This is a genomic window from Herbaspirillum chlorophenolicum (genome assembly GCF_001189955.1).
In the GTDB taxonomy this organism is placed as follows: Bacteria; Pseudomonadota; Gammaproteobacteria; order Burkholderiales; family Burkholderiaceae_D; genus Herbaspirillum; species Herbaspirillum chlorophenolicum.
Window position 1 is genome coordinate 15465 of sequence record NZ_LFLT01000028.1, and the last position, 22365, is coordinate 37829.

Annotated in this window: 24 protein-coding genes; 11 read left to right on the top strand and 13 right to left on the bottom strand. The window is 58.9% G+C overall.

Going from position 1 to position 22365, the window contains the following annotated elements:
- Positions 1-19 precede the first annotated feature (19 nt).
- The 4 genes from AKL28_RS16400 (at position 20) to AKL28_RS16415 (ending at position 3648) form a co-directional block, all read left to right on the top strand.
- Complete coding sequence (locus tag AKL28_RS16400) at positions 20-334, top strand: DMT family transporter (RefSeq protein ID WP_050469226.1); 315 nt, start codon at positions 20-22, stop codon at positions 332-334.
- A gap of 299 nt (positions 335-633) precedes the next feature.
- Positions 634-1389 carry an SDR family oxidoreductase gene (locus tag AKL28_RS16405; RefSeq protein WP_050469227.1) on the top strand — a complete coding sequence of 252 codons (756 nt, stop codon included), beginning with the start codon at positions 634-636 and terminating at the stop codon, positions 1387-1389.
- Positions 1390-1593: 204 nt separating this feature from the next.
- Positions 1594-2559 (top strand): LysR family transcriptional regulator, encoded by a 966-nt coding sequence (locus tag AKL28_RS16410; protein WP_156226370.1) that lies wholly within the window; start codon positions 1594-1596, stop codon positions 2557-2559.
- Positions 2560-2733: 174 nt separating this feature from the next.
- Positions 2734-3648 (top strand): alpha/beta fold hydrolase, encoded by a 915-nt coding sequence (locus AKL28_RS16415; protein ID WP_050469228.1) that lies wholly within the window; start codon positions 2734-2736, stop codon positions 3646-3648.
- A 113-nt stretch (positions 3649-3761) separates the two neighbouring features.
- Here AKL28_RS16415 and AKL28_RS16420 read toward each other — a convergent pair whose 3' ends face one another.
- Both AKL28_RS16420 and AKL28_RS16425 read right to left on the bottom strand, forming a co-directional pair.
- Positions 3762-3995 carry a hypothetical protein gene (locus AKL28_RS16420; protein ID WP_050469229.1) on the bottom strand — a complete coding sequence of 78 codons (234 nt, stop codon included), beginning with the start codon at positions 3993-3995 and terminating at the stop codon, positions 3762-3764.
- A 329-nt stretch (positions 3996-4324) separates the two neighbouring features.
- On the bottom strand, positions 4325-4852 hold the full coding sequence (locus AKL28_RS16425; protein ID WP_050469230.1) for a nuclear transport factor 2 family protein: 528 nt from the start codon (positions 4850-4852) through the stop codon (positions 4325-4327).
- Positions 4853-4966: 114 nt separating this feature from the next.
- On the opposite strand from AKL28_RS16425, the gene AKL28_RS16430 reads away from it, so the two are divergent.
- Positions 4967-5863, top strand: a complete 897-nt coding sequence (locus AKL28_RS16430; protein ID WP_050469231.1) for a LysR family transcriptional regulator — start codon at positions 4967-4969, stop codon at positions 5861-5863.
- Positions 5864-5894: 31 nt separating this feature from the next.
- On the opposite strand, the gene AKL28_RS16435 is transcribed toward AKL28_RS16430, so the two are convergent.
- Positions 5895-6371, bottom strand: coding sequence for a Cif family virulence factor (locus AKL28_RS16435; protein WP_050469232.1), 477 nt, complete (start codon positions 6369-6371; stop codon positions 5895-5897).
- Positions 6372-6550: 179 nt separating this feature from the next.
- Here AKL28_RS16435 and AKL28_RS16440 point away from each other — a divergent pair, with 179 nt between their 5' ends.
- The gene (locus tag AKL28_RS16440; protein WP_050469233.1) at positions 6551-7627 is read left to right on the top strand and encodes an aldo/keto reductase; all 1077 of its coding nucleotides are present in this window, start codon (positions 6551-6553) and stop codon (positions 7625-7627) included.
- Positions 7628-7734: 107 nt separating this feature from the next.
- Here AKL28_RS16440 and AKL28_RS16445 read toward each other — a convergent pair whose 3' ends face one another.
- Positions 7735-8565 carry a transporter substrate-binding domain-containing protein gene (locus AKL28_RS16445; protein WP_082221538.1) on the bottom strand — a complete coding sequence of 277 codons (831 nt, stop codon included), beginning with the start codon at positions 8563-8565 and terminating at the stop codon, positions 7735-7737.
- A 315-nt stretch (positions 8566-8880) separates the two neighbouring features.
- Positions 8881-9810 carry a LysR substrate-binding domain-containing protein gene (locus tag AKL28_RS16450; protein WP_050469234.1) on the bottom strand — a complete coding sequence of 310 codons (930 nt, stop codon included), beginning with the start codon at positions 9808-9810 and terminating at the stop codon, positions 8881-8883.
- 101 nt (positions 9811-9911) lie between these two features.
- On the opposite strand from AKL28_RS16450, the gene metC reads away from it, so the two are divergent.
- The 3 genes from metC to AKL28_RS16465 all read left to right on the top strand — a co-directional run bounded on the left by metC (position 9912) and on the right by AKL28_RS16465 (position 12550).
- Positions 9912-11069: a cystathionine beta-lyase gene (gene metC, locus AKL28_RS16455; protein WP_050469235.1), complete on the top strand. Its 1158-nt coding sequence runs from the start codon at positions 9912-9914 to the stop codon at positions 11067-11069.
- A 63-nt stretch (positions 11070-11132) separates the two neighbouring features.
- Positions 11133-11783, top strand: coding sequence for an amino acid ABC transporter permease (locus tag AKL28_RS16460; RefSeq protein ID WP_050469236.1), 651 nt, complete (start codon positions 11133-11135; stop codon positions 11781-11783).
- Positions 11780-12550 carry an amino acid ABC transporter ATP-binding protein gene (locus tag AKL28_RS16465; RefSeq protein ID WP_050469237.1) on the top strand — a complete coding sequence of 257 codons (771 nt, stop codon included), beginning with the start codon at positions 11780-11782 and terminating at the stop codon, positions 12548-12550. Before AKL28_RS16460 ends, AKL28_RS16465 begins: the two co-directional genes overlap by 4 nt.
- 58 nt (positions 12551-12608) lie before the next feature.
- On the opposite strand, the gene AKL28_RS16470 is transcribed toward AKL28_RS16465, so the two are convergent.
- The 4 genes from AKL28_RS16470 to AKL28_RS16485 form a co-directional block, all read right to left on the bottom strand.
- Positions 12609-14687: a TonB-dependent siderophore receptor gene (locus AKL28_RS16470; protein WP_156484683.1), complete on the bottom strand. Its 2079-nt coding sequence runs from the start codon at positions 14685-14687 to the stop codon at positions 12609-12611.
- A 232-nt stretch (positions 14688-14919) separates the two neighbouring features.
- Positions 14920-15804, bottom strand: coding sequence for a copper homeostasis membrane protein CopD (copD, locus tag AKL28_RS16475; protein ID WP_050469239.1), 885 nt, complete (start codon positions 15802-15804; stop codon positions 14920-14922).
- Entirely contained in the window at positions 15801-16220 is a 420-nt protein-coding gene (gene copC, locus AKL28_RS16480; protein WP_231602466.1) for a copper homeostasis periplasmic binding protein CopC, read from the bottom strand. Before copC ends, copD begins: the two co-directional genes overlap by 4 nt.
- A gap of 82 nt (positions 16221-16302) precedes the next feature.
- Positions 16303-16815 (bottom strand): GNAT family N-acetyltransferase, encoded by a 513-nt coding sequence (locus tag AKL28_RS16485; protein WP_050469241.1) that lies wholly within the window; start codon positions 16813-16815, stop codon positions 16303-16305.
- A gap of 204 nt (positions 16816-17019) precedes the next feature.
- Between AKL28_RS16485 and AKL28_RS16490 the strand changes: the two genes are divergently transcribed.
- Positions 17020-18261: an MFS transporter gene (locus tag AKL28_RS16490; RefSeq protein ID WP_050469242.1), complete on the top strand. Its 1242-nt coding sequence runs from the start codon at positions 17020-17022 to the stop codon at positions 18259-18261.
- Positions 18262-18290: 29 nt separating this feature from the next.
- Here the strand turns inward: AKL28_RS16490 and AKL28_RS16495 are convergent, their stop codons facing one another.
- From AKL28_RS16495 to AKL28_RS16510, 4 genes are all read right to left on the bottom strand, one after another.
- Positions 18291-18935 carry a paraquat-inducible protein A gene (locus AKL28_RS16495; RefSeq protein ID WP_082221539.1) on the bottom strand — a complete coding sequence of 215 codons (645 nt, stop codon included), beginning with the start codon at positions 18933-18935 and terminating at the stop codon, positions 18291-18293.
- A complete protein-coding gene (locus AKL28_RS16500; protein ID WP_061286665.1) occupies positions 18926-19561 on the bottom strand; it encodes a paraquat-inducible protein A in 636 nt (211 codons plus the stop codon). Before AKL28_RS16500 ends, AKL28_RS16495 begins: the two co-directional genes overlap by 10 nt.
- A gap of 17 nt (positions 19562-19578) precedes the next feature.
- Positions 19579-20244, bottom strand: a complete 666-nt coding sequence (locus AKL28_RS16505) for a DUF3313 domain-containing protein (protein WP_050469244.1) — start codon at positions 20242-20244, stop codon at positions 19579-19581.
- Positions 20245-20604: 360 nt separating this feature from the next.
- Positions 20605-21201: a TetR/AcrR family transcriptional regulator gene (locus tag AKL28_RS16510; RefSeq protein WP_050469245.1), complete on the bottom strand. Its 597-nt coding sequence runs from the start codon at positions 21199-21201 to the stop codon at positions 20605-20607.
- Positions 21202-21499: 298 nt separating this feature from the next.
- Between AKL28_RS16510 and AKL28_RS16515 the strand changes: the two genes are divergently transcribed.
- Positions 21500-22327 carry an amidohydrolase family protein gene (locus tag AKL28_RS16515; RefSeq protein ID WP_050469246.1) on the top strand — a complete coding sequence of 276 codons (828 nt, stop codon included), beginning with the start codon at positions 21500-21502 and terminating at the stop codon, positions 22325-22327.
- The last annotated feature ends 38 nt before the right edge of the window (positions 22328-22365 follow it).

Genomic DNA, 22365 nt, shown 5'->3' on the forward strand with positions numbered 1-22365 from the left:
TCATCTGACAGGACAGGAAATGGCTTGGATCTATCTTTTTCTCGCTGCGCTATGCGAGATCGCAATGGGGACATCACTCAAAATGAATGAGGGCTGGACTCGACCGCTGCCAAGCATCGCGGCCATAGCGTCCGGATTGATGAGTATCTACTTGCTCGCCCTGTCGCTGCGCACCTTGCCAATGGGAATGGCTTATGCAATATGGACCGGTACCGGCGCCGTCGGCCTGGTTCTGATCGGCATCGTCTACTTTCAGGAAACGGCAAGCCCGGCCCGACTCATCTTTGTTTCCGTGACCTTCATAGGTCTCATCGGTCTGCGCTTTTCCGAGTAGACGGCAACCAACCGCGCCGGAAACCATCTGCGCGCGGTTGCGACAAACCCGTATAAAGAATTGCCGCTTTAATTTTCGCAGCAATGATTCACGACACCCCACGCGTAATTTTTCACAAAAAAATTAGTACCTGCGTACGCGCGGCCGGCATTCTTCTGCGATAAAAAGCATCTCCATATCTTTGCCGTCTGATTGCATATGCGTACGCTATTGGACTCGCCATGAAAGCGATCTTACATTCGCACAGATGAAATGGCCCCACGATTTCTGAATACTGCGAATTGATAGAGGAGCGAGATATGTCCCAGCCCGACAAGATTGCAATCGTTACCGGCGGCGGCCGCGGTATCGGCGCTGCCGTTTCACGTGGACTGGCCGAGGACGGCTATTCCGTCATAGTCAATTACGCCACCGACGGCGCCAGCGCCGGGCGTGTCGTCGATGAAATCCGGAAAGCCGGCGGCCAAGCGTTCGCGATACAGGCGGATGTCTCCAAGGAAGACGACATACTGCGCATGTTCAGCGCCATCGACAACATGCCGGGCCGCCTCGCCGTGTTGGTCAACAACGGCGGAATCACCGGCGGCTTTGCGCGCGTCGAGGCCATTTCCGCGCAGGTGTTGCAGAAGGTCTTTGCGGTCAATGTGCTGGGCGCCTTCCTTTGCTCGCGCGAAGCCGTCAAGCGGATGTCCACGAAACGAGGCGGCAACGGCGGCTCAATCGTCTTCCTCACCTCCCGCGCGGCGCAACTTGGCGGAGCCGGAGAATGGGTTCACTACGCCGCGACAAAAGGTGCGATCGATACATTGACCACGGGGCTTGGAAAGGAAGTCGCCCTTGAGGGTATCCGTGTCAATGCGGTTTCCGCCGGACTCATCGAGACGGATCTGCATGCCGCCGCAGGCGCGCCTGACCGCACTGCACGGCTGGCGGCGACCATACCGATGGGACGCGCTGGTACGGCCCGGGAAGTCGCCGAGAGCATAAGGTGGCTGGTGTCGCCTGCGGCCGGCTACGTCACCGCCACCACTGTGGCAGTCGCCGGAGGCAGATAGGAAGTGCGTCATGAGGTGCGCGACCTTGGTATATTTACCGGCAGAATCCGGTTGGCGGATGACGACAACACCGATATTCCAGCGGAGGGTGTCTTGTTTGGCTAACACCGGTACGGACTGTCTCCGGGTGCGTCCATTCCCGCTTTTTGGAAAACTTCCTCTTTGCGGCAACAAACCCGGCCAAGGAGATGCAGTGTGGAAGGAATGACTGACGCATCCGGCGGCAGCGAGAACCGCGCGGCAGCGGCCGGTGGCGTGTCATCGCGATTGGAGATGCGGCATCTGCGCTATTTTCGGGCAGTGGCCGAAGAACTCAATTTCACGCGTGCGGCTGAGCGCCTGCATATTGCTCAACCACCCTTGAGCCAGCAGATACGGCAATTGGAAGAAGAGCTTGGCGTGCTGCTGCTTGAACGCGATGCCCGTCCATTGCGCCTGACCGAGGCGGGCGCAATGCTGCTCGAACGGGCAATCGCCATCTCATCCGCGTTCGATACAGCGGTTCAGGATGTCAGGCGCATTGGCAGGGGCCAGTCCGGCAAACTTTGCATCGGTTTCGCCGGCTCGGCCATGTACAGCGTGCTACCCGATATTCTCAACACATTCCGCGACGCCTGTCCGGCGGTAGAGCTCTCTTTTACCGAGCTGTTGGCCGCTGAAATCGCAGAGGCGCTGGCGCATCGATCCATTGATATCGGATTTTCGCGGCCGGGCCTGGTCCCTGATGAACATATTGAACAGCGTCTCCTGGTCACCGAGCCGCTTATCGTTGCAATGCCGACGCGCCACCAGCTGACAGCGTTCGCAACCGTTCCGCTCGAAAAATTGCATCGCCAGGTTGCAGTCATGTACCCTCGCTTCCCCACGCCGAGCCTGACGAATCTCGTGGTTGAAGAATTGGGCTCGCGAGGCATTGAGCTGGTTCTCGCGCAGGAAGCGCGCGATATACATACCGCCCTCGGTCTCGTTGCGGCAGGAGCAGGCATCAGCTTTGTCCCGGCCAGCACGGCCCAGGCAAACAGGGCTGGCGTCCGCTTTGTTCCGATCGAGCCGCAGGTTCTTTTCTCTCCCATGACTGCCGTCTGGCGCAAGAATAATTCGTCCGCCGCGCTGACGAACTTTCTTCAGATAATCGCCGAGCAGTCAAGCCGTCTTGCGGCATCGCCGTAGTCCGCCCCAGAGACATCCTGCTTCCCGCCACTTGACCATTCATATCGCCGCCCTCATACGTCGCACGTCTGCAAGCGTATGCAAACGATATTGGACGACCTTGCCTGTGACCTCTAAATTGACCGGCATCCGGTGGAAATCCTCCAGCCGGGAAAAATCAATCAGGAGATCTCTATGACGGCCCTAGAAAAGGCGATGCAGAATGCCAGGGAAGAAGGTATTCGCTTCGACTATGTTCAAGCCAACGGCCTGCGCATGCACTACGCCAGGATAGGATCCGGAAGGCCCCTCGTCCTGCTGCATGGATGGCCGGAGTTCTGGATCGTTTTCAAGCCCTTGATGATGCTCCTCAAGGAGGATTTCGAACTGATCGTCCCCGACCTGCGTGGCTGCGGGTTCACAGGAAAACCATCGCCCGGTCCGGACAAGAATGCCGGAGCCGAGACCCATGCCGATGACATCGCCGATTTCACGCAGCAGTTGGGACTCGAAAATTTCGGCATGGTCGGAGGAGACCTGGGCGCTTACGTGCTGCAAGCCTTCAGCCTGAAATACGCCGAACGCCTCCGCGGGGCGTTCTATTTTTGCACTCCGTATCCAGGCCTGGGTTCTCGCTATGGCCAACCCGACCACCTGATCGAAGTCTGGTATCAGTATTTCCAGCAACTTCCGTGGGCTGCGGAACTGGTGGGTTCTTCCCGAGAAAACTGCAAGCTCTACATGTCGCATTTCTTGAATCATTGGTCGGGGGACAATCCCGCCGTCTTCCGTGACCTGCTCGACATCTATAGCGACATGTTCATGCTCAATAACAATATTCAAGGCGGCTTCGACTGGTATGTCAGTTCGGCCGCGAATCGCCGGAAATGGCTGGAAGGTAGCCTGCCCAAGCCGCCGAGGATCACCGTTCCCTCCCGTTTTCTCTGGGGAAAAAGAGATCCGCTGATTCGCCCTGAATGGTCGGACAAGCTCGGTGAATACTTCGACAACTACACAATCGACTTCGCCGATGCGGGCCACTTCGTACACTACGAAGCTCCCCAGATATGCGCCAGGGAAATTCGCGCGTTCTTCGGAGACTCCCGATGAAAAACAGGCTCGGGCGGCGCGGCAAGAATTCTCCCGCTTGAATCACCCGGCAGCAATTCCCTAATCAGGGAATTGCTGCCGCATCACTGGATATCGGCGACTATTCTTTGCCATCATGGGAAGGTCAAGTCCAAACCGAGCATCTTGCTAAAGACGAAAGTGGCGATCCCCAGGCCCAGGAGCGATAGCACGAAGAGTGCGGCCACCTTGCTGCCCGCGCGTAGCACCGCGCGGTTCTCCTTCGCCTTCTTCCCTTGATCGTAATGCCATTTGATGGAGAAGAACATGCCCGTGCCGAGCACGATAACCTTGAACGTAACGAAGACTATAGGGACCCAATCCATCATTTTGCGTATTTCCATTTTCCGGGAGAGACAAAAAATCCGATAACACGCTAGTTGCCTGAGCACGATCGGATACAACCACAGTCAAACCCTTTGTTAATCCTGGCGACTAACAATGTAGCACCAGCTATCAGTCTGAAAATAGCAAAGGTGTGTCACTGTCCCCGTAACACTTGTTTATGGATTTTAACTAACCAGTTCGTGACAGGTCCAGAAGACAAGATCCATACAAACTCATCTGCGACACAGACTGTTGGATTGCGTCCAAAACCGACCAACTTTATTCATCGTAATCATGAACAGGACTGGGGATGAAAATAGCCACAGCCTGTCTATTGCCGACGAGGCTCGTTATTCTCAACAACATGCTGGTAGGCAGCCAGGTCGAGAAACGCCTCGGCCTCCGTGACCAGCCCATCCCTCATCCGAAAGATCCAGACGAACTGGTTGCGGTACTGCGCACCCGACGTGGTCACCGCCGAGCCATCGAAACGGACGATGACCCGGTCCCCGACTGACCAGATATGATGAACCTGCGGCCGAATCGGGGTCGCGAGGCGGCTCACCAGCGGTGCGGAAGCGCGCTGCGCGAACTCCTCCTTGCCATGGTACGTGCCTGCGACGGGACCTGATCCGAGAATTGTCCATCGGACATCCGGGGCGAGAAGATCGAAGACATTGCCGCGCCCGGCTGCCCATCCATCGAAGGCTGTTCGTACGATAGATTCGTTGCGGATCTCAACGGCCGATTCATCGACATCGGCGGCAGCCACTAGCGCCGCAGCGCCAATCAATGCAATGGCGACAAGAAGCCTGGCGCCGGCGGCTGCCATTTTATCGGCCAGTAATGTAGAGTTCATGATGTTCCCTTTTGCGAAGATGCCCGAAGGCGATTTCATGCCTGTGAGAGTATTGCGCTTCCACGCGGCCGGTAACCAGGCAACGCTTACTTCGGTAGTTAGAGACGCTAACCAATGAAAATCGACCTCAACCTGTTGCCGCTGTTCATGGCTGTAGTGGAAGAACACAGTTTCCGCGCCGCAGCCGACCGCCTTGGCGTGACCCGCTCGGCCGTCAGCCAAGGCATGCGCAAGCTTGAGGACGCATTGGGAGCGGCGCTGGTTCTACGCACGACCAGATCGGTCAACCTGACGGAAGCCGGCGAGCGGCTTCGTGACGCCTTGTCCCGTCCGATTGCGGATATCGGCACGGCGCTTGACGAAGTGGCGTCTGCAAGCGCTCCCCATGGACTTTTACGGGTAGCCGTCACGTCGATCGCTGAGCAGTTTCTCTCCGGCCCGTTCATCGCGGCTTTCGTCGAAGCCTACCCCGGCGTCACCATCGACGTCACGGTGACGGACGATGAATTCGACATCGTCGCCGCCGGATTCGACGCCGGCGTGAGATTGGGCGAGGTCATCGAACAAGATATGGTCGCCGTGCCGCTGACAGGAGAGCAGCGCGAGATGGCGGTAGCCGCTCCCGCGTATCTCGCGGCGCGCGGCACGCCATTGCACCCTCGCGATCTCGCGCAGCACCGCTGCATCGGGTGGCGCCCTGCGTTCAGTGTGGCGCCCTACCGCTGGGCATTCGCGGAGAATGGAATTCCGTTCGATATGGCGGTCGAGCCGCAGATCACGACCAACGACTTGCACTTCATGATCCGTTCGGCCCTTTCAGGGGCGGGCATCACCTTCGCCCTCGAAGAGAATTTTCGGCCCTTCATCGAATCGGGAGAACTCGTTCCCCTCCTTGGCGATTTTCTGCCGCCATTTTCAGGTTTCTTCCTCTACTTTCCGCAGCGTCGCAATCTTGCGCCGAAGATGCGTGCGTTGATTGAGCACGTACGAAATTTCCGTCACGCTCGATAGCCTCCTGATCCCCCTGATAGCCTGCCCCCCGTCAAGACGGGCAGCAGGCCCGGAGAGCCGATTCGACCTCCTCCAGGGGCACTTCCCGCACTGCATTCTGTTCGCGCACGATCCGCCACGCGCCGTTCTCGCGACGCCAGACCATGGCCGAACGCGCACGGCATCCGATGACCTTTCCGCCAAGGGTTTCGAGACGCGCCACGAACTCCAGGGTCGTCGCCGAAAAATCCTCGCCTTTCAACGTATCCGGGCCATCGGTCACCGCATGGCGCGCGCTCTTGAATCCGTTGAATACTGCCTCGAAGTAATCACAATAATCCTCCGCAGAATGGGCCACCCTGTGCTGGGGATCGAAGCTGTCATAGAGATGCAGGTCGTTCCCGGACGAATAGAAACGGCCCAACTTCTCCCTGAATGAAAAGGGAGCATCCCCCTCGCTGCGTTCCCAGCCTTCCAGTATCCATTGACGGTGCAATTCATCCGGCCCCTCATTAACCGCAGTGGTCATACTCATTTCCTTTCACGTTCAACAACTTCAAATCGCCCGGCATGCCGAGATCAATGCTCATCGTAGCGACAAGTCTGGTTAGTGGAACTAACCACCGAAGTTAGCGGCGGGCAGATTCTCTGCGATCAAGGAAATCCCTAAGATGCTCCCCACTTACCATCATCGTGAAGGAGCAACAAATGCGTGCACTTGGCTTGGATCAATACCGTTTCCTGGGACGCTCGGGGCTTCGCGTCTCCCCCGTTGCGCTGGGCACCATGACTTTCGGGACGGAATGGGGCTGGGGTGCCGCGGAGCAGGAAGCGCGCGCACAGTTCGATCTGTACGTCGATCGCGGCGGAAATTTCATCGACACGGCCGTCAACTACACCGGCGGCAGTTCGGAAAAGCTCCTGGGCCGTTTCATCAAGGACAAGCGCGAGCGCGTCGTCGTCGCGACCAAGTTCACCATGTCGCGCGAGGAAGGCAACCCGAATGCCGGCGGCAATCACCGGCTCAACATCATCCGCTCGGTCGAGTCCTCGCTCCGGCAACTTGGCACCGAATGGATCGATGTTCTTTACCTGCACAGCTGGGACTTCACCACCGGCGCCGAGGAAGTGATGCGGGCGCTGGACGACCTCGTGCGCAGCGGCAAGGTCGTCTACGTCGGCGCGTCCAACACGCCGGCCTGGCGCGTCGCACAGATGCAGACGCTGGCGGAGCTTCGCGGCTGGTCTCCGTTCATCGCCCTTCAGGTCGAATACAGCCTCGTGGAACGAACGGTGGAGCAGGATCTGTTGCCGATGGCGGACGCGAACGGGCTCGGCGTGGTGGCCTGGTCGCCGCTCGGCGGCGGTTTGCTGTCCGGGAAATATAGCCGGGCGGACCTGACCGGTGCGAAAGAAAGCGCCACTGTCACCGGTTCGCGGCGCGAAGTCATCGAGGCAATGGGTGGATTGACCGAACGGACTCTGGACATCGCCGACACCGTGCGCGACATCGCGCGCGAGCATGATGCTTCGCCGTCACAGGTTGCGCTGGCCTGGCTGCTGTCCCGCCCGGTGCCCGCGATCCCTATCCTGGGCGCCCGCACCCTGGATCAGTTGAAAAGCAACCTGGGGGCGCTCGATATTGTATTGAGTGACGATCAGCTGCGCCGCCTGGACGAGGCAAGTGCGGTTGCCCCGTCCTTTCCGCATCGCTTCATCAACGGTCCCATGGTGCAGCAATTGATCTTCGGCGGCGCCAAGGTCACCGGCAGACATGCCCGGTGACGTTCATCTGGCAAGTGCATTAACGGCCCGCCGGCATCGAAGAAATGCCGGCGGGAAAATCCCATGCAATACCTTATGACCATCCACTTGCCTTGCAGATGACGGGCTTACTGCTGCTTGAGCGCGCGGCCGATGTCGCCCACCATGTCGAACTCTGGGCCGACCCAGCGGCGCGCCAGGCGATCCAGCGTACCGTCCTTGGTCATGTCGGCGATAGCCTTGCTGACAGCCTCCTTGAGCGCTTGCTGGCCCTTTACCATGGCCGGTGCGGAGAGCTGGTAGATCAGCACCGGGCCGACTTCCTTGATGGGCAGCTTGTTGACGTTTGCGTATTTCATGCCGCCGAAGTGGGAACTGATCACGGCGTCGATACGGCCGTTGCCGAGGTCATTGAAGACGAAACCGCCGTTGTCGTAAGTGCGGATATCTGAATCCTTAAGATGCGCCCGAGCCCAGGTTTCGTTGCTGGTGCCGGTAGTGACGCCGACCTTCTTGCCTTTCAGATCGGGCTGGTCCTTGATGCCGGCATTGCTGGAGAGCACGAAAATGCGGAAGTCCTCGACGCCGTACGGCGCGGCGAAATCGACCTGCTTCTCGCGCTCGGGAGTAGGCGTCAGGTCGTTCATCACCAGGTCGTACTTGCCTACTTTCAGGCCCTCGACGAAGTTCTTGAAGCTGTCGGCGACGAACACTACCTTGGCGACACCAATACGGCGCGCCACCTCTTTTGCCACTTCGACATCGTAGCCGGCGGGCTGCAGCTTGTCGTCGATCAAGCTCCACGGTGGGCTGCTTTGGGTATTGGCAATGCGGATCACGCCGGATGCACGCGCACTGGCCAGGATATCGGCCGGAATGTTCTGGGCCATCGATATGCCGGCCACGCCGCACAACGCCACCGCACCGAAGATGTTCAGGATAAATTTGCGCAACTTCATGGAGCTTCTCCCCTCTTGATGATGAATGGATTCTGCGGCCCATTCTGCGGTGGCGGGGGCGGCCCGGCAATTAGAGCGGCTTACTTGCTCGATAAGCCTTGCTTATAGACTCGCCGCCAAAAAATCGAGGTTTCGTGCAGTGCCGCACCAATAGCGAGCAACTGCCAAGGATCTGAAAAACCCGGCCAAACCGCTGCCAGGAAAGACGCTGCACTCAGCCGCACGAGGAACGTACCGAACGGGGAGGGTTCATTTGCACAAGCGACGTACGCAGCGCACCAATTGGTGCGAAGCATCACAAGGCCGGATGCGTGGCTAGAAAGCGCCCGGTTTCTGGTACAACAATTGACGCAGGGAGTTCATGTCCGATTCCATCTGGATCCGCATGACGCGCAGCAATTCCTTGGCGTTTTCCGACATCGGCACACCGGGCCGGAACACCAGCAACGCCGTGAAATTGGCCGAAATTTCCATGGGCTTGAGCCGTAACCCGCGGGTGACGTAGTCCAGCGCCAGGATCGGATGCACCATGCCCATGCCGACTCCACGCAGGGCGAATTCACAGACCGAGTTGGAGTACGGCGTTTCCAGGATGGGGCGCAGCACCTTGCCCTGCAAAATCAGCTCCTGCTCCAGCCGGCGCCGGCTGGCGTCTTCCGGATTGAGGGCGACGAAGGGATGCTCCAGCAAGTCATCCGCCGTGATCATGGGCTTGCCGGCCAGCGGGTGCTTGTCGTTGAGCACGATTACGCCCGGTACGCTCATGAACTGCGAATGCTCCAGCCCGGACACCGACAACTCGTCCGCCATCAGCCCGAAATCCAGCTGGCCGGAGCTGACTTGCTGATAGACCTCGCGCGAACTCATGATCTGGAACGACATCTGCACGCGCCGCTCCGCCAGGCCGAATGCGGCAATGGCGCGCGGCATGAAGCCGTTGCCCAATGCCGGAAAAGACGCGATAACCAGCCGCCCCAGGCCGAAAGAGCGCAAACTGCGGATGCGGTGCTCGATCATCTCGAAGCCCGCAAAGCAGCGATCCACTTCAACGATCAGCGCCAGCGCTTCTTGCGTCGGCACCAGGCGGCCGCGTGTGCGCTCGAACAGGCGCAGCCCGGACGAGGCTTCCAGCTTGCGTATCGACTGGCTGATGGCTGGCTGCGATACGTTCAACAATGTCGCCGCTTTACTGGTGGTTCCCGCACGCATCACTGCCCGGAAAACCTGGATGTCTCGCATGTCCATGTATAAGTCCCGCTTATAGAGTTAGTCCAGCACGCTGTTGATGGGCCAGGCCGGCTTTCGGATACTGATACCGTCCTTTTTTACATTAACAAAATATTCGTATGAGCACGAACACTCCACATCAAGAGCCTTTTGCCAGCCTGTCGCCGGCAGTCATGCGCGCCTCCACCGTGGTCTTCGACAGCTTCGAAGACTTCGTCCAGCGCAAGAATCGTCAACCCGACGGCTTCAGCTACGGCGTCACAGGCACACCGACGGCGCGCCTGCTGGAACAGAAAATTGCCGAACTGGAAAACGGCCGCCATTGCGTCATCACGCCCTCCGGCGCGGCAGCGCTGATGACCGCCGTCATGGGCTTCGTGCGCGGCGGCGACCATTTGCTGGTCTCGGCGGCCTGCTACGGTTCGCTCAAGACCTTCGCCGATAAGTGGCTGGCGCGCATGGGCGTGGAAGTCGAGCTGTATCAGCCCGACATCGGCGCCGAGATCGAATCGCTGATCAAGGCCAACACGCGCATGATCTGCATGGAAGCCCCTGGCACCGTGACCATGGAGATGCAGGATATTCCGGCCATCGCAGCCGTCGCCCGGAAACGCGGCGTGCTGACCATGCTGGACAACACCTGGGCCAGCCCGCTGGGCTTCAAATCACTGAAGCACGGCGTGGACCTCAGCATCCAGGCGGCCACCAAGTTCTTCGGCGGCCACTCCGATGTGCTCATGGGCTGCATCAGCATGAACGACCACGGCCACTACGACATCCTGCGCGAGACGCAAAGCATCCTCGGCCAGCAGGTCAGCCCGGAGGATTGCTTCCTCGTGCTGCGCGGCCTGGAAACCCTGAAGCTGCGCGTGGAAGCGCAAAGCGCTTCGACCATCCAGATCGCGCACCACCTGGCGCAGCATCCACTGGTAGAACGCCTGATGTACCCGCCGCTGGAATCCGATCCCGGCCATGCCATCTGGAAGCGCGACTACAAGACCAACGGCTGCCTGTTCTCGATGGTGCTCAAGCCGGCGCCGGAACGCGCCTTCCATGGCTTCTTCGATTCGCTGCAGCACTTCGTCATCGGCGCCAGCTGGGGCGGAGTGCATAGCCTGGCCGCCTACTACCCGGCGCCGCTGCAAGCAGACCGCCCCTTCCCGGCGACCGACCAGCCGGTGGTACGGCTGTCGATTGGCCTGGAAGACACCGGGATGCTGATCGCCGATCTCGACCAGGCGCTGGACGCCTACGGCCGCGCAATGGCGCAAGGCTGATCCATTCACAAGAAAGCGCGGGGCGGCATCGAGTCTCATGCCTCCGCGTCAACAAGGAGGAGTATGGTTGACTTATTCATGATGGCACTGCCGCTGCTGGAAAAGGCGGTGCTCGTCACATTGGGGCTGGGGCTCGGTTCGTTCGTGCTGGGATCGGCGCTGGGCATGCTGGTCGCCCTGGCGCGCATTTCCGACTGGAAGCCGCTGCGCTGGCTGGCTTTCGCCTATGTCTCGGTATTTCGCGGTACGCCGTTGCTGATCCAGATTCTGCTGATCTACTTCGGCCTGCCCAACTACGGCATCACCATCGATCCGGTTCCGGCCGCGCTGCTGGCGCTGACGCTGTTCTCGGCCGCCTATCTCAGCGAGAACTTCCGCTCGGGCATCAACGCGGTAGACCGCGGCCAATGGGAAGCGGCCTGGGCCATGGGCATGGGTTACTGGAAAACGCTGATCCGCGTGATCCTGCCGCAAGGCCTGCGCATCGCCATCCCGCCGGTGGGTAGCCGCCTGATCGCGCTGATGAAGGATACTTCGCTGGCCTCCACCGTCACGGTAGTGGAACTGACGCGTGTGGCCGACCAGCTTGGCGCGACCACCTTCCGCTACATGGACATGTTCATCATCGTGGGCTCGATCTACTGGATCATCAACCAGATGCTCACCATTCTGCAAACCTGGCTGGAAGAAAAACTGTCGAGGCGTTACCAATGAACCATTCCGCACAATGTACCGTCCGTGTGCGCGGACTCGCCAAGGCATTTGGCGCGAATCAGGTGCTGCGCAGCGTCGATCTGGAAGTCGCCAAGGGAGAGGTGGTTGTCATCATGGGGCCGTCCGGCTCCGGCAAGACGACCTTCATCCGTTCGCTGAACCTGCTTGAGATGCCTGACCGCGGCAGCATCGAGATCTGCGGCATCGCACTGGCCGAGCCAGCATCGCTGCCCGGCGGCGAATTGCGCCGGAAGACGCTGCAGATCCGCCAGAAGACGGCGATGGTCTTCCAGTCCTTCAATCTCTTCCCGCACATGACGGCGCTGCAGAATGTGATCGAAGGATTGATTTCCGTAAAGGGCATCGCCAAGAGTATTGCCCGCGAAAGAGGTTTGGCGCTGCTGGGCAAAGTGGGATTGTCGGAGAAGGCGGATGCCTATCCAGGCAAGCTGTCCGGCGGCCAAAAGCAGCGGGTGGCGATTGCCCGCGCTCTGGCGATGGACCCGGACGTCATCCTGTTCGACGAACCCACATCGGCGCTGGACCCGGAGCTGCGCGACGATGTCCTGGGCGTCATGCGGGAGTTGGCGAAAGAAGGAATGACGATGCTGGTGGTCACCCACGAGACGCGCTTCGCACGCGATGTCGCGGATCGCATTATCTTCATGGAAGGCGGCCACGTGATTGAAGACTGCACGCCCGGCCACTTCTTCAGCGCCAATGCCAGCGAACGCTGCAAGCAGTTCCTCGGGCGCCTCCACGATTGATCCTGTGTATTCCCTGCGGGCCTTGCCGGGCCGCGCAGGGTTCTCCATCCATCGGCCATCAGAAAGAAAAATTGGCGGTAGCGGTTATTGTCCTCGGCAACGCCGGAATGACCTGGCCGCCGAGGAAATAGCTGGATGGAACGTAGTATTGCTTGTTGGTCAGATTGAAGACATTCAGCCCGTAACGGGCCCTCCCCACGGAGTATGAAGCTTGCGCGTCCCAGACCGTGGTTGCCGGCGTGAAGAAGGTGTTGGTTGAGTTTCCCGGCAGCCTGGAGTTATACGTCAGCCCCAAACCAAGACCGAGCCCCGCCAGACTGCCCGAGCGGATATCGTAGCGAGTCGCCAGCCGGGCGGTGCGCTCGGGAACATTGAACAATTGCTTGTTGATGAGAGACGAATCGCCGTCCTCGACAATTCTTGCCGTCTGCCTGGTGAAAGCCGCAATCCAGGACCACGAGGGAGTCGCTTGCCACCGCAAGTCGATGTCGATCCCCTTTGATCGCTGCCGGCCGGCCTGGATGTAGTAGCCCGCATTGGCCGGATCGCTAATCGCAACGTTCTTCCGGTTCAGGTCAAACAATGCCACCGTGGCCGTGATACCTGCCAGGTCTTTCAGGCGCAGCCCGACCTCCTTCTGGGTGTACTCCTCCGGCTTCGGCGGGGCGGCAAAGAGATAAAACGCCGGTACCCGCATTCCCTCGCCGTAGCCGGCAAAGGCGGACACCGTGGACGTCAATTCATAGACGGCGCCGATACGCGGGCTCGTCCTCGAATTCCTGGTGATGTTGCTGATGCCGTATGCCGAATTGATATCCGTCACCTTGATCTCGGAATAGCGGATGCTGCCCAGGAAGTGCCAGCGCCCGACGTCAACCTGATCCTGCAGATAGGCCACGGTCGACACGTAGCGGTTGCGCTGATCCGGCGTGGCCGGTGCGACTGGCTCGGACCATGCGGGATACGCCGGGTTGGTCAAGTCCACGTTCGCGGCGGACAAGGCGCCGGTGCCGTTCGAATACGCCATGAATTCATCGTCGCGCGTCTCTTCGTAATCGATGCCGACATTCAGGGTGTGCCTGGCGGCCGCCGTCTCGAACTTTGCGGTCAGGCTGGGAGAAATCGTCGTGGTCTTGAGGCGCGCCCACATGCGTACGCCGCACATCGTATTGCTGGTCGGCGTGGCGCTGCCAAAATCAAAGCAACCTGACGCACTCGCGGAATCGCTCAGCCAGGTCCCCCTTTGGTTGAGTTCGACCTCGTTGTAGGCGGTCAGCAGGGAGAAGTTCCAGGTGTCCGACAGTTTCTGCGTCCATTGCAGATTGGCGCCCCTGGATTTATTCGTCGTATCGGGAAGCCCGCCGGCCGCGATATTTGTCTGCCTGGGCAAGGTGTAGGTGGACGTATTCAACGTGCCATTTACCGGAAGGCCGCTGTAGTCGAGCGTGGTGTTGTCCAGATAGCGAATCCTGAGCACCACCTTGGTATCGCCATTGGGAGACCATGCCAGGCTCGGGAACAGGGCCCGTTTCCGGAAGAAGACGCGGTCAGTCTCGCTATCGCTATTGGACGATTCTCCCGTTACCCGGAAAGCCCAGGCGGCATCCAGCGGCTGGTTGAGATCGAAGTCGATCCCCTTCTCGCCATAAGATCCCAGCTTGAAGCCGATTTTCCTCACGGGCTCCTGGGCAGGCTCCAATGTGGTGATTGCAATCGTTCCGCCGGCCGTATCGTAAGCCCCTACGCCCTGGCTTCCGAACAGCGCCCCGGCCGGCCCCTTCACCACATCGATCCGCTCTACGTTGACCAGGCTCTCCTGGTCCGTCAAATTCCCCTTCATCGCCACGCCGTCCACGACGGTACCTGAATGGAAACCACGGATATTGAATACCACGTTGTTCGCATCGCGCGCGTCCACCGCGTTCACGTTGCTGACGTTACGAAGTACGTCGGAAAGCGTCTTCGCTCCCTGGTCTTCGATCATTGCGCGCGGCACGGTCACAATCGACTGGGGGATATTCTCTACCGGGGTCTCGGTGCGCGTGGCGGCACTGGCCGATTTCACAACATAGCCGTAGTCGCGATCGGCATGCACCTCGATTGGCTCGAGCTTGCCGACCTCGTCGGCATACGCCAATCCGACGCCACCCGAGACCAGGGAAAAGCTTATCGCCGATCGCAGCGCAATGCGAACAGTGGATGAGTCCGTTTTATTTTTCCCCACGACGCCCCCAACCTGCAAATCAAAAGCAGCAAGGGTACTTTGCTCAGGCGCCTTTAAGAATGTGGCAATTTGCCGCAGGCTTTACGCGGGACACGTCGCCGGCATTGGCCTGTCCTCGCATCGGAAACCGGCATTGATGCCCGCATCAGTTCGGCTCCAGCATGCCGAACCAGGCCACAAGGAAGACCGCGATGATGGACATCGCTATTTCAACCACCGTCATCCGATAAAAATGCGCCGACGCTACAGGGCCGCGTCGCATGGCCGGCACCAGGACATAGCGGTTGACGATGGCCACGGCAATCATTCCAATCACCACCAGCATCTTGAGCGCCAATAAGCGCTGGTACGGATAGGCCCAATCAGCCGGTATCCCGCCGAGAATCAGGAAAGTACTGGCGGCGCCCGAAAGCACCACGATCGCCACCACGACATGCCCTGCCGTTGAAAAGCGGCGCAAGACTCGCCTTGCGACAGACGCTGTGGCGGGATCTTTGAAATGCGGCTGCAGCATCAGGACAACCGGCAAGGCGCCGATCCAGGCGCCGGCGGCCAGCACATGCGCAACGTCATTGAGATGGTGAAGAACGCCCCTGACGCCATCGTCCATGGCCGCATGCCCCGTCAAGGCGAGGCTGGCGAGGAGTCCGCCGCTCACAAAGGCGGTTGCGCCGATGACCCTGGACTGTTTCACCCGGCTTAAGCAAAGCAGCAAGGCGAAACCCGCAAGCTGGCACCACCAGGCCTTGCCGATCGATGTTTCGTTGGCGACAGCCGCAAGGACGTCCAAACGCTTGGCGTCGGCCCATCCGTCACCGATCACACTGGCCTGGAGCGGAAGGGTCGCGCAGACTGCAGCGCCAATCGACAACGTCAGGGCGCGCCGGCATTTTCCCAAGCGGCGCCAGAGGTCAAGGCGGAGGCCGGGCGGCACCATGGCCGCCAGAAAGATGGAGATGCCCCATAAGAATAATGCCGACGTGTCATAGACAAATCGGCATAGGAGGAGAGCGGATTGCGCCGAATTCAAGGCGTGACGGTAAATCCGTATGATCCATTTGTCTTATGGCCATCCACCGACAGCGCGTGCCACTCCACGGTATAGGCGCCGGCAGGCAACTGGCCTTGCACCGGCACCATCAGGGTCTTTCCCCCATCCATGAGCATTGCTTCGCCCAGTTTGATTTCCTGCTTGTCGGGGCCAATCAGTTTGATGCCGCTGAATTTCAGGTTCAGCCCTTCGGAAAAGGCCAAATTGAGATCCGGTGGAGAAGATATTGCCGTCTTGTCTGCAGGAGCGGCAGATTTCAGGTGCGCATGGGCCCAAGCCTGGCTCAACACAAACAAATTCGACACCAGGGCGATAATGAAAAAACGGGTAAGGCGCGACATAGGATTCCTCTGAAAATCGTTGCGGCTGAAGATAGCCAGAATACTCCTATCCACGGAAATGGCCTGCGTCAATTTGCCGCAGGCCGTCCACAAAAAGGCCCATCATTGGGATTGGCCTTTCTGCTTTTATTCCTCGTTATTCTGTCGCATTGAATGAGTCATGGTAAGAAACCTCACCGATTGGAATGCGTCCCTGAAATGAGAGCGCCTGGAAATATTCGGGCGGGACGCCTGGATAAAAAAGCCCCTCGTGAACCTTGAATCCAAATCGGCCATAGTAGTTGGGGTCACCAAGAACGACACACCCTTGTGCATGCCTTGCCTTGAGTTCGGATAGCGCCTCCCTCACCAGCTCGGAACCAATGCCTTTTCCTTGATGTTCAGGAAGTATGGAAATTGGGCCGAGACCGTACCACTCATCTGCGCCGGTCGACATGCTTACAGGGGAAATGGCTACGTGACCAACAATATTCCCATCCAGTTCGGCCACCAGGGAAATGGACAATTGATTGTTCCTCCGCAAGGCATCCACAATCCAGTGCTCCGTATGACTTGAATGCTCTGCATTTTTAAATGCCACTTCCGTGACATATCGAATTGAGCTGATGTCGGAATTACCTTCCTGGCGAATATTGATTTTGTCGCGCATTTTATTTTTAACCGGATTTGGATAGTCGATGCACCGAGTGTTTCAGTGTGGAGATAACGTATTTTTTGAATGAGCATACATGCTGGCGCAACCAGACGGAACAACAACACCATTCCGCCAGCAATAGAAAAGCAAGAACTGGAGTGCGGAACCGCCACGAATGCATCAAGCTGGCAGCTCTAAAACATCCGTCGCCAATCCGCCATGCCATCACAGAAGCTTCCTCGCTCCTTCTCAAACCTGGCCTGGTCGAACCTGGCCGCCCAATCGGCTGAACAGCTGAGTTTGGCTGCCGCGCCGCTAGTGGCCGTACTCGCGCTCAATGCCGGCCCGGGTGAAGTCGGCGTGCTTGCGGCCATCCAGACACTGCCCTTTCTGTTGCTGTCACTGCCCCTTGGCGTCGTCGCAGACCGCATGCCGCGGCGCTGGATCATGCTCTTCGGCGAAACGCTGCGATTTGTGTCGCTGTTGGCGCTGATGCTGATGATGGTGGCCTCCTCGCCCAATATCGCCGCACTGTCCGTTCTCGGCTTCATTGGCGCTGTCGGCACAGTCGGCTTTTCTGTGGCGGCGCCGGGGATGGTGGCATCGATGGTCCGGCGCGAGGATCTGGCGCAAGCGAACTCCCGCGTCGAGCTGGCCAGAAGCGCAGCGTATGCAGCCGGCCCGGCGATCGCCGGCGCCATCGTTTCCTGGGTAGGAACGTCGGCTGTATTCGGCTTGGCGACTGCGCTATCGGCAACCGCCATCGCACTCCTTCTCAGGCTTTCGAATCCGCCTGCTGCGCCCATCGGCAAGAAGCGCAATGTCCTGCATGAGGTGGCGGAAGGGGCGGCATTCGTGATGGGCAGCGCATTACTTCGCCCTATCCTGGCCACCGGAGTGATTTTCAACGTGTCCTGGTTTGTGCTGCAAGCAGGCTATGTCCCTTATGCCATCCACCGCCTGCAGTTGTCGCCCGGCGCCGTGGGCACGACATTGTCGTGCTATGGCGTCGGTATGCTGGCGGGGGCGTTCTGCACGTCGCGAATAGTGCGCCGCATTCCGTTGGGACGGGCGATACAACTCGGGCCGGTCGCCGGCGTTTTTGCCATCGCCAGCCTCGCAGCTACCCTGCTATTGCCGTCAGAGTGGCTTGCGGCCATCTGTTTCTTCCTGATGGGTGCCGGGCCGATGGTGTGGACCATCACCACCACCACGCTGCGCCAGAACATGACGCCCGATGGCATGCTGGGCAGGGTCTCGGCGGTCTTCCTGACAGCCAATACGGGAGCGCGGCCTCTGGGAGCGCTGCTGGGCGGACTTGTCGGCGCGACCTGGGGAGAATCGGCATGCATTGTTGTCGCGCTCGCAGGATTTCTCATTCAAGCCGCCGTCATTCTGTTTTCTGAAGTGGCTTCTTTACGCGAATCGGATGGCCGGCTTGGGCAACGTCCGGCTCCATAGCCGGCCAATGGCCTTGGCTGCCACCGGCTTCACTCGTCGAGCGAGTCCCATAGCAGTCTCGAATCAAAAGTTCGTGACGCAATCATCGTCAGCAATACGACGGCGGAAAAGGACAATATCCCGGGGCCCGGTATTATTTTTGCAATATTCCCCGCTTGCACAAACGAAGTCAGAAGAATGACGACGAACACATCCAGCATCGTCCATCGGCTGACGATTTCTAGGAATCGAAATAACCGGGTCTTTTTCCGCAGATGCCAGATGGAGCGACGCTCTACCGATAACAGGAGCACTGCCAGGCTGACAATCTTCGCGAGTGGAAACATGACGCTGGTTGCCAGCATGAGTAATGCCACCAACCCGTCTCCTGCCAGCCAAAGATCAATGACCCTCGATATGATGGCGCTGTTGGTCTTCCCTGCCGAAGTTTGAATGACGGTGATGGGAAAAAGGATGGCGGGAAAGTATGCCAGCATGGCGGCAGCCAATAGCATCCAACTGCGCGCCACGCTGTTTGTTTTGCGCTGCTGCAATTTTCTTCCGCACTGGACACACCGCAGCTGCTCCATGCTTTGCACATGAATCTGATGGCATGTCCGGCAGCTGAGCAAACCCATTTGCTTTGCCGAGCGCACGCTTGCCAACACCCGGTGATCGGATTCGCCTAGTTCCATAAGTCACTGAAATCGAAGGCCAGCATTCCAGCAAGGATGACTACCAGCAGCGCCATGGAAACCGCTGCGACACCTGGAATCAACGATGCCATGGAACTCATCTTGCCGAAGGTAACCAGCATCCCCAGCATGTAGATTTCGATCATGCTCCAAGGGCGAAGGCTGTTCAGGAACAGGACAAGGCGTCCGCTTGGCCGTCTTTTCTTCTCGTCTTTCCTGATCAGGGAAAAAGCCATCATCGACATCTCCGCCAACGGGAAAACGATTGTTGTCGCGACCAGGAAAAGCGACAACAGCGCCATATGCTCGACATTCATCCGATCGATGCATTCCCATATCGTCGCCTCTACCTTGACGCCCTGGATGCTTATCTCGGCGATGGGATAGACGTTACTGATAATGAAAAACGCGATGGCTGCCAGCACCAGCGATAACCGTACGTCTCGCTGTTTCATGTCGTTGCGATAGAGGACGCTGTCGCACCTGAGGCAAATGGCCGCTTCGCCGGGCAGAAGCGCCATGCGAAGGTGTATCCCGTCGCAATATCTGCAGGCGATGACGTCTTCCCGCCTGGCCTCTTCAATCCAGGCTGGCTCCTTGACGCCATCCTTGCCAATGGTTTCCATCGCTCTGCACGGAGATATCAGCGCAACTGTGCCATCAGCGCTGTTGCGCCTTTGTCGATGCCGGCCTTTGACGCGCTAAGCGCCCCCATGCTTGCGCCGATGTCCCACGGCTTTGGATATTGCTTTGTGATGAAGGCCTTGAGCAATCGCTTGTCGCCGGCATCGTAGATCTCAACGGCGTAGATGACGGAGCCGCCAATCAACGCTTCGCGGTCGCGGGCATTCTGTATCGCGTTGTAGATCCCGCCACCGATATCGAAGCGGGTAAACGTCGATAGCACCGCCGTATTGGTCTGCGCACCGGTGAGGGTGAGCTTGACCAGCAGGGTCTTCTCCTGCGGTGCATCCGCCAGCGTGAATCTGCTGCGCAGCGCTTCGATAAACTTCTGCTGCATGTAAGTGGCCAAGCTCGCCTTGTCTTCCTCTGCCATGCTCCCGAATTGGTTATCGCCACCCCGATAGATCGTCACCGGCGCCACCATGACCGCACGATAGCGGTTCCATTCAACCGGCTGGTCATAGGCGTACGGTACCCGGCCGGTGCCATCGCCGGCGTTTGCGGCGAGCGCGCCGGCCGAGTCGATTCCACTATATTTCACTGGATCTGGGCTGGCACATGCTGCCAACAGGGCGCACAGGAGCGCGATGAAGCCCGATCGCTTCACCGTAAGAATAGAACGCATTTCAGGATTCCTTTGCTGATGCTCTACAAGCGCCCGGTCTCGTCGCGAGCAAAGCTTGTAAGTGATATTGGATGCCATCGCTTGCCCTCCGACCCTTCAGGTGCACAACCCAGGAGAAGAGCGAAGAACCCACAGCGGCAAGGCAAATGAACTATATCAGCTTATTTTCAAAATGCAAACCGTCCAGACGGTTTTTATTGTAACCATGGTTTTCCCATGCAGTGAGCCATCATCGGGATGTCACCGTTTTTTCTGAACAGGGATTGAAAAACCGCAGACAGGGCCATCAGCATGCTTCTTGCCTGGCTCGTCTGGCGTTTAAGCCTGCGGCGACAAAAACGCCTTCACAGGTACGCGGGGTTACTTGGCGGCAGGCTTGCTCTTGCCCTTCTTGCGAGCCGGTTCCTGCCAGCGCGGATCGTTGAGCAGCAGGTCGAAATAGTGCTCGCGCTCCTCATCTGTCAATGGACACATATTGAACAAGGATGTCCACAGCAAGCCCCTTGCAGCGGTCCAGCGCAGAATCGCAAGCTCAGGATCGGGAGATTCGTTCCTGATCGCGGCGATGTTGACGGCATCGGCGGCCCGCAACCCGTCAAGCAGCGATGGCTGCTCGCTAATGGCGCCCAGGATCGCCAATGCAACGGATTGGGGTTGCTTCGTCGCCTCGCGCAGGATCGAAATCTGCGTTGCCAGGGAGGGTTCGGATGACTCTTTGCCTTTGTTCTCCAGGAAATCGCGTGCGAACTTGGCATATTGCGTACGCTGGTTATCCAGAAGCGCAATCAAAACGGCCTGCTTGGTCCGAAAGTGATGCAGCACCCCGCCTTTGCTGATTCCCGCCTCTTTGGCGATCGCATCAATCGTCAGGCGGGTTGCCCCATCGCGCGAAATGACCGAAAGCGCTGCCTGGATGATGAGTTGCCTCGTTTTTTCTGAGCGCGCAGTGTTTTCCATAATCTACTTGCTGCTGTGGCCATCCACAAAGTACAGGACGATAGCTTTATATCGGCAACGGCGCAAGCCGCCGCCGGATGGCGGACACAGGGTCGGAACAAGCAATGGCAAGGTCTTGCGGAGGCTGGGCCTGGTGCGCTTGAGGAATAGAAATCCATAGACAAAACCAATCAATTTCAGCCAACACTATCGATTGGACGAATGTTTCTCAACTGCGTAAAGTCCCCGCCAATCACCGAAGAAAAAAATTCCAATATTCAAGCGACGGCCTCAGGCCGCACACGAGAGACTGGTTTTCATGCATTCAAGCGTATCCACCGCCGGCGCCGAAAAAATCATCCGGGTCGACAGCCATACCCACATCATGCTTCGCGATGCCGAATTGGTCGCCGGCCGCCACTCCGAACCCAAGCGGGACATCACGGCAGAAGAGTTGCTCGCCCTGTTCGATCAGCACGGCATCACACATGGCGTGCTGACCCAACCCAGCTTTTACGGAACGGACAATGCATTGCTGCTTTCCGCCCTCAAGCGCTACCCGGACAGATTGCGCGGCACCGCCATCGTCGCCCCCGACATCGCGGAGCAGGCGCTTGCCGGCCTGTACAGTGGCGGCATCCGCGGCTTGAGGCTGAACTGGCTGCGCAAGGACGACCTGCCCGACGCCGCCGGCAAAGCGTACCAGCGGCTCTTTGGCCTGGCGCGTGAAGCCGGCATGCATATCGAGCTTTACATCGAAGGCGCAAAGATGCCGCAAGTGCTGCGCTCGATCCGGCACAGCGGCGTCGCCGTAGTGGTCGACCATTTCGGCTCGCCAGAACCCGACAGCGGCATCAACGGCGAAGGATTCCAGGCCGTGCTCGCAGGCGTGCGCGACGGCAATACCTGGGTCAAGCTCTCGGCGCCGTATCGCCTGGGCGGCATGCCCGCCGACGGCTACGTGCAGGCGCTGCTGCAAGCCGGCGGCCCCTCGCAGCTCATGTGGGGCAGCGATTGGCCGTGGGTATCGCATGAAGATACCCAATCCTACGCGCAGTGCCTGGCCGACTTTGAGAGATGGGTGCCGGATGCCCGGCAACGCCTCACCATCTGGCGCGATACGCCGCAACGGCTTTTCGGATTCTGAACCCGCCGGTGGCGACGGCAAACGCCGCCACCGGCAAT

What these genes read in the sequence shown, in the direction of transcription:
- AKL28_RS16400 (WP_050469226.1), top strand. Translation starts at nt 20, where the DNA reads ATGGCTTGGATCTATCTTTTTCTCGCTGCGCTATGCGAGATCGCAATG.
- AKL28_RS16405 (WP_050469227.1), top strand. Translation starts at nt 634, where the DNA reads ATGTCCCAGCCCGACAAGATTGCAATCGTTACCGGCGGCGGCCGCGGT.
- AKL28_RS16410 (WP_156226370.1), top strand. Translation starts at nt 1,594, where the DNA reads ATGACTGACGCATCCGGCGGCAGCGAGAACCGCGCGGCAGCGGCCGGT.
- AKL28_RS16415 (WP_050469228.1), top strand. Translation starts at nt 2,734, where the DNA reads ATGACGGCCCTAGAAAAGGCGATGCAGAATGCCAGGGAAGAAGGTATT.
- AKL28_RS16420 (WP_050469229.1), bottom strand. Translation starts at nt 3,995, where the DNA reads ATGATGGATTGGGTCCCTATAGTCTTCGTTACGTTCAAGGTTATCGTG.
- AKL28_RS16425 (WP_050469230.1), bottom strand. Translation starts at nt 4,852, where the DNA reads ATGAACTCTACATTACTGGCCGATAAAATGGCAGCCGCCGGCGCCAGG.
- AKL28_RS16430 (WP_050469231.1), top strand. Translation starts at nt 4,967, where the DNA reads ATGAAAATCGACCTCAACCTGTTGCCGCTGTTCATGGCTGTAGTGGAA.
- AKL28_RS16435 (WP_050469232.1), bottom strand. Translation starts at nt 6,371, where the DNA reads ATGACCACTGCGGTTAATGAGGGGCCGGATGAATTGCACCGTCAATGG.
- AKL28_RS16440 (WP_050469233.1), top strand. Translation starts at nt 6,551, where the DNA reads ATGCGTGCACTTGGCTTGGATCAATACCGTTTCCTGGGACGCTCGGGG.
- AKL28_RS16445 (WP_082221538.1), bottom strand. Translation starts at nt 8,565, where the DNA reads ATGAAGTTGCGCAAATTTATCCTGAACATCTTCGGTGCGGTGGCGTTG.
- AKL28_RS16450 (WP_050469234.1), bottom strand. Translation starts at nt 9,810, where the DNA reads ATGGACATGCGAGACATCCAGGTTTTCCGGGCAGTGATGCGTGCGGGA.
- metC (WP_050469235.1), top strand. Translation starts at nt 9,912, where the DNA reads ATGAGCACGAACACTCCACATCAAGAGCCTTTTGCCAGCCTGTCGCCG.
- AKL28_RS16460 (WP_050469236.1), top strand. Translation starts at nt 11,133, where the DNA reads ATGGTTGACTTATTCATGATGGCACTGCCGCTGCTGGAAAAGGCGGTG.
- AKL28_RS16465 (WP_050469237.1), top strand. Translation starts at nt 11,780, where the DNA reads ATGAACCATTCCGCACAATGTACCGTCCGTGTGCGCGGACTCGCCAAG.
- AKL28_RS16485 (WP_050469241.1), bottom strand. Translation starts at nt 16,815, where the DNA reads ATGCGCGACAAAATCAATATTCGCCAGGAAGGTAATTCCGACATCAGC.
- AKL28_RS16490 (WP_050469242.1), top strand. Translation starts at nt 17,020, where the DNA reads ATGCCATCACAGAAGCTTCCTCGCTCCTTCTCAAACCTGGCCTGGTCG.
- AKL28_RS16495 (WP_082221539.1), bottom strand. Translation starts at nt 18,935, where the DNA reads ATGGAACTAGGCGAATCCGATCACCGGGTGTTGGCAAGCGTGCGCTCG.
- AKL28_RS16500 (WP_061286665.1), bottom strand. Translation starts at nt 19,561, where the DNA reads ATGGAAACCATTGGCAAGGATGGCGTCAAGGAGCCAGCCTGGATTGAA.
- AKL28_RS16505 (WP_050469244.1), bottom strand. Translation starts at nt 20,244, where the DNA reads ATGCGTTCTATTCTTACGGTGAAGCGATCGGGCTTCATCGCGCTCCTG.
- AKL28_RS16510 (WP_050469245.1), bottom strand. Translation starts at nt 21,201, where the DNA reads ATGGAAAACACTGCGCGCTCAGAAAAAACGAGGCAACTCATCATCCAG.
- AKL28_RS16515 (WP_050469246.1), top strand. Translation starts at nt 21,500, where the DNA reads ATGCATTCAAGCGTATCCACCGCCGGCGCCGAAAAAATCATCCGGGTC.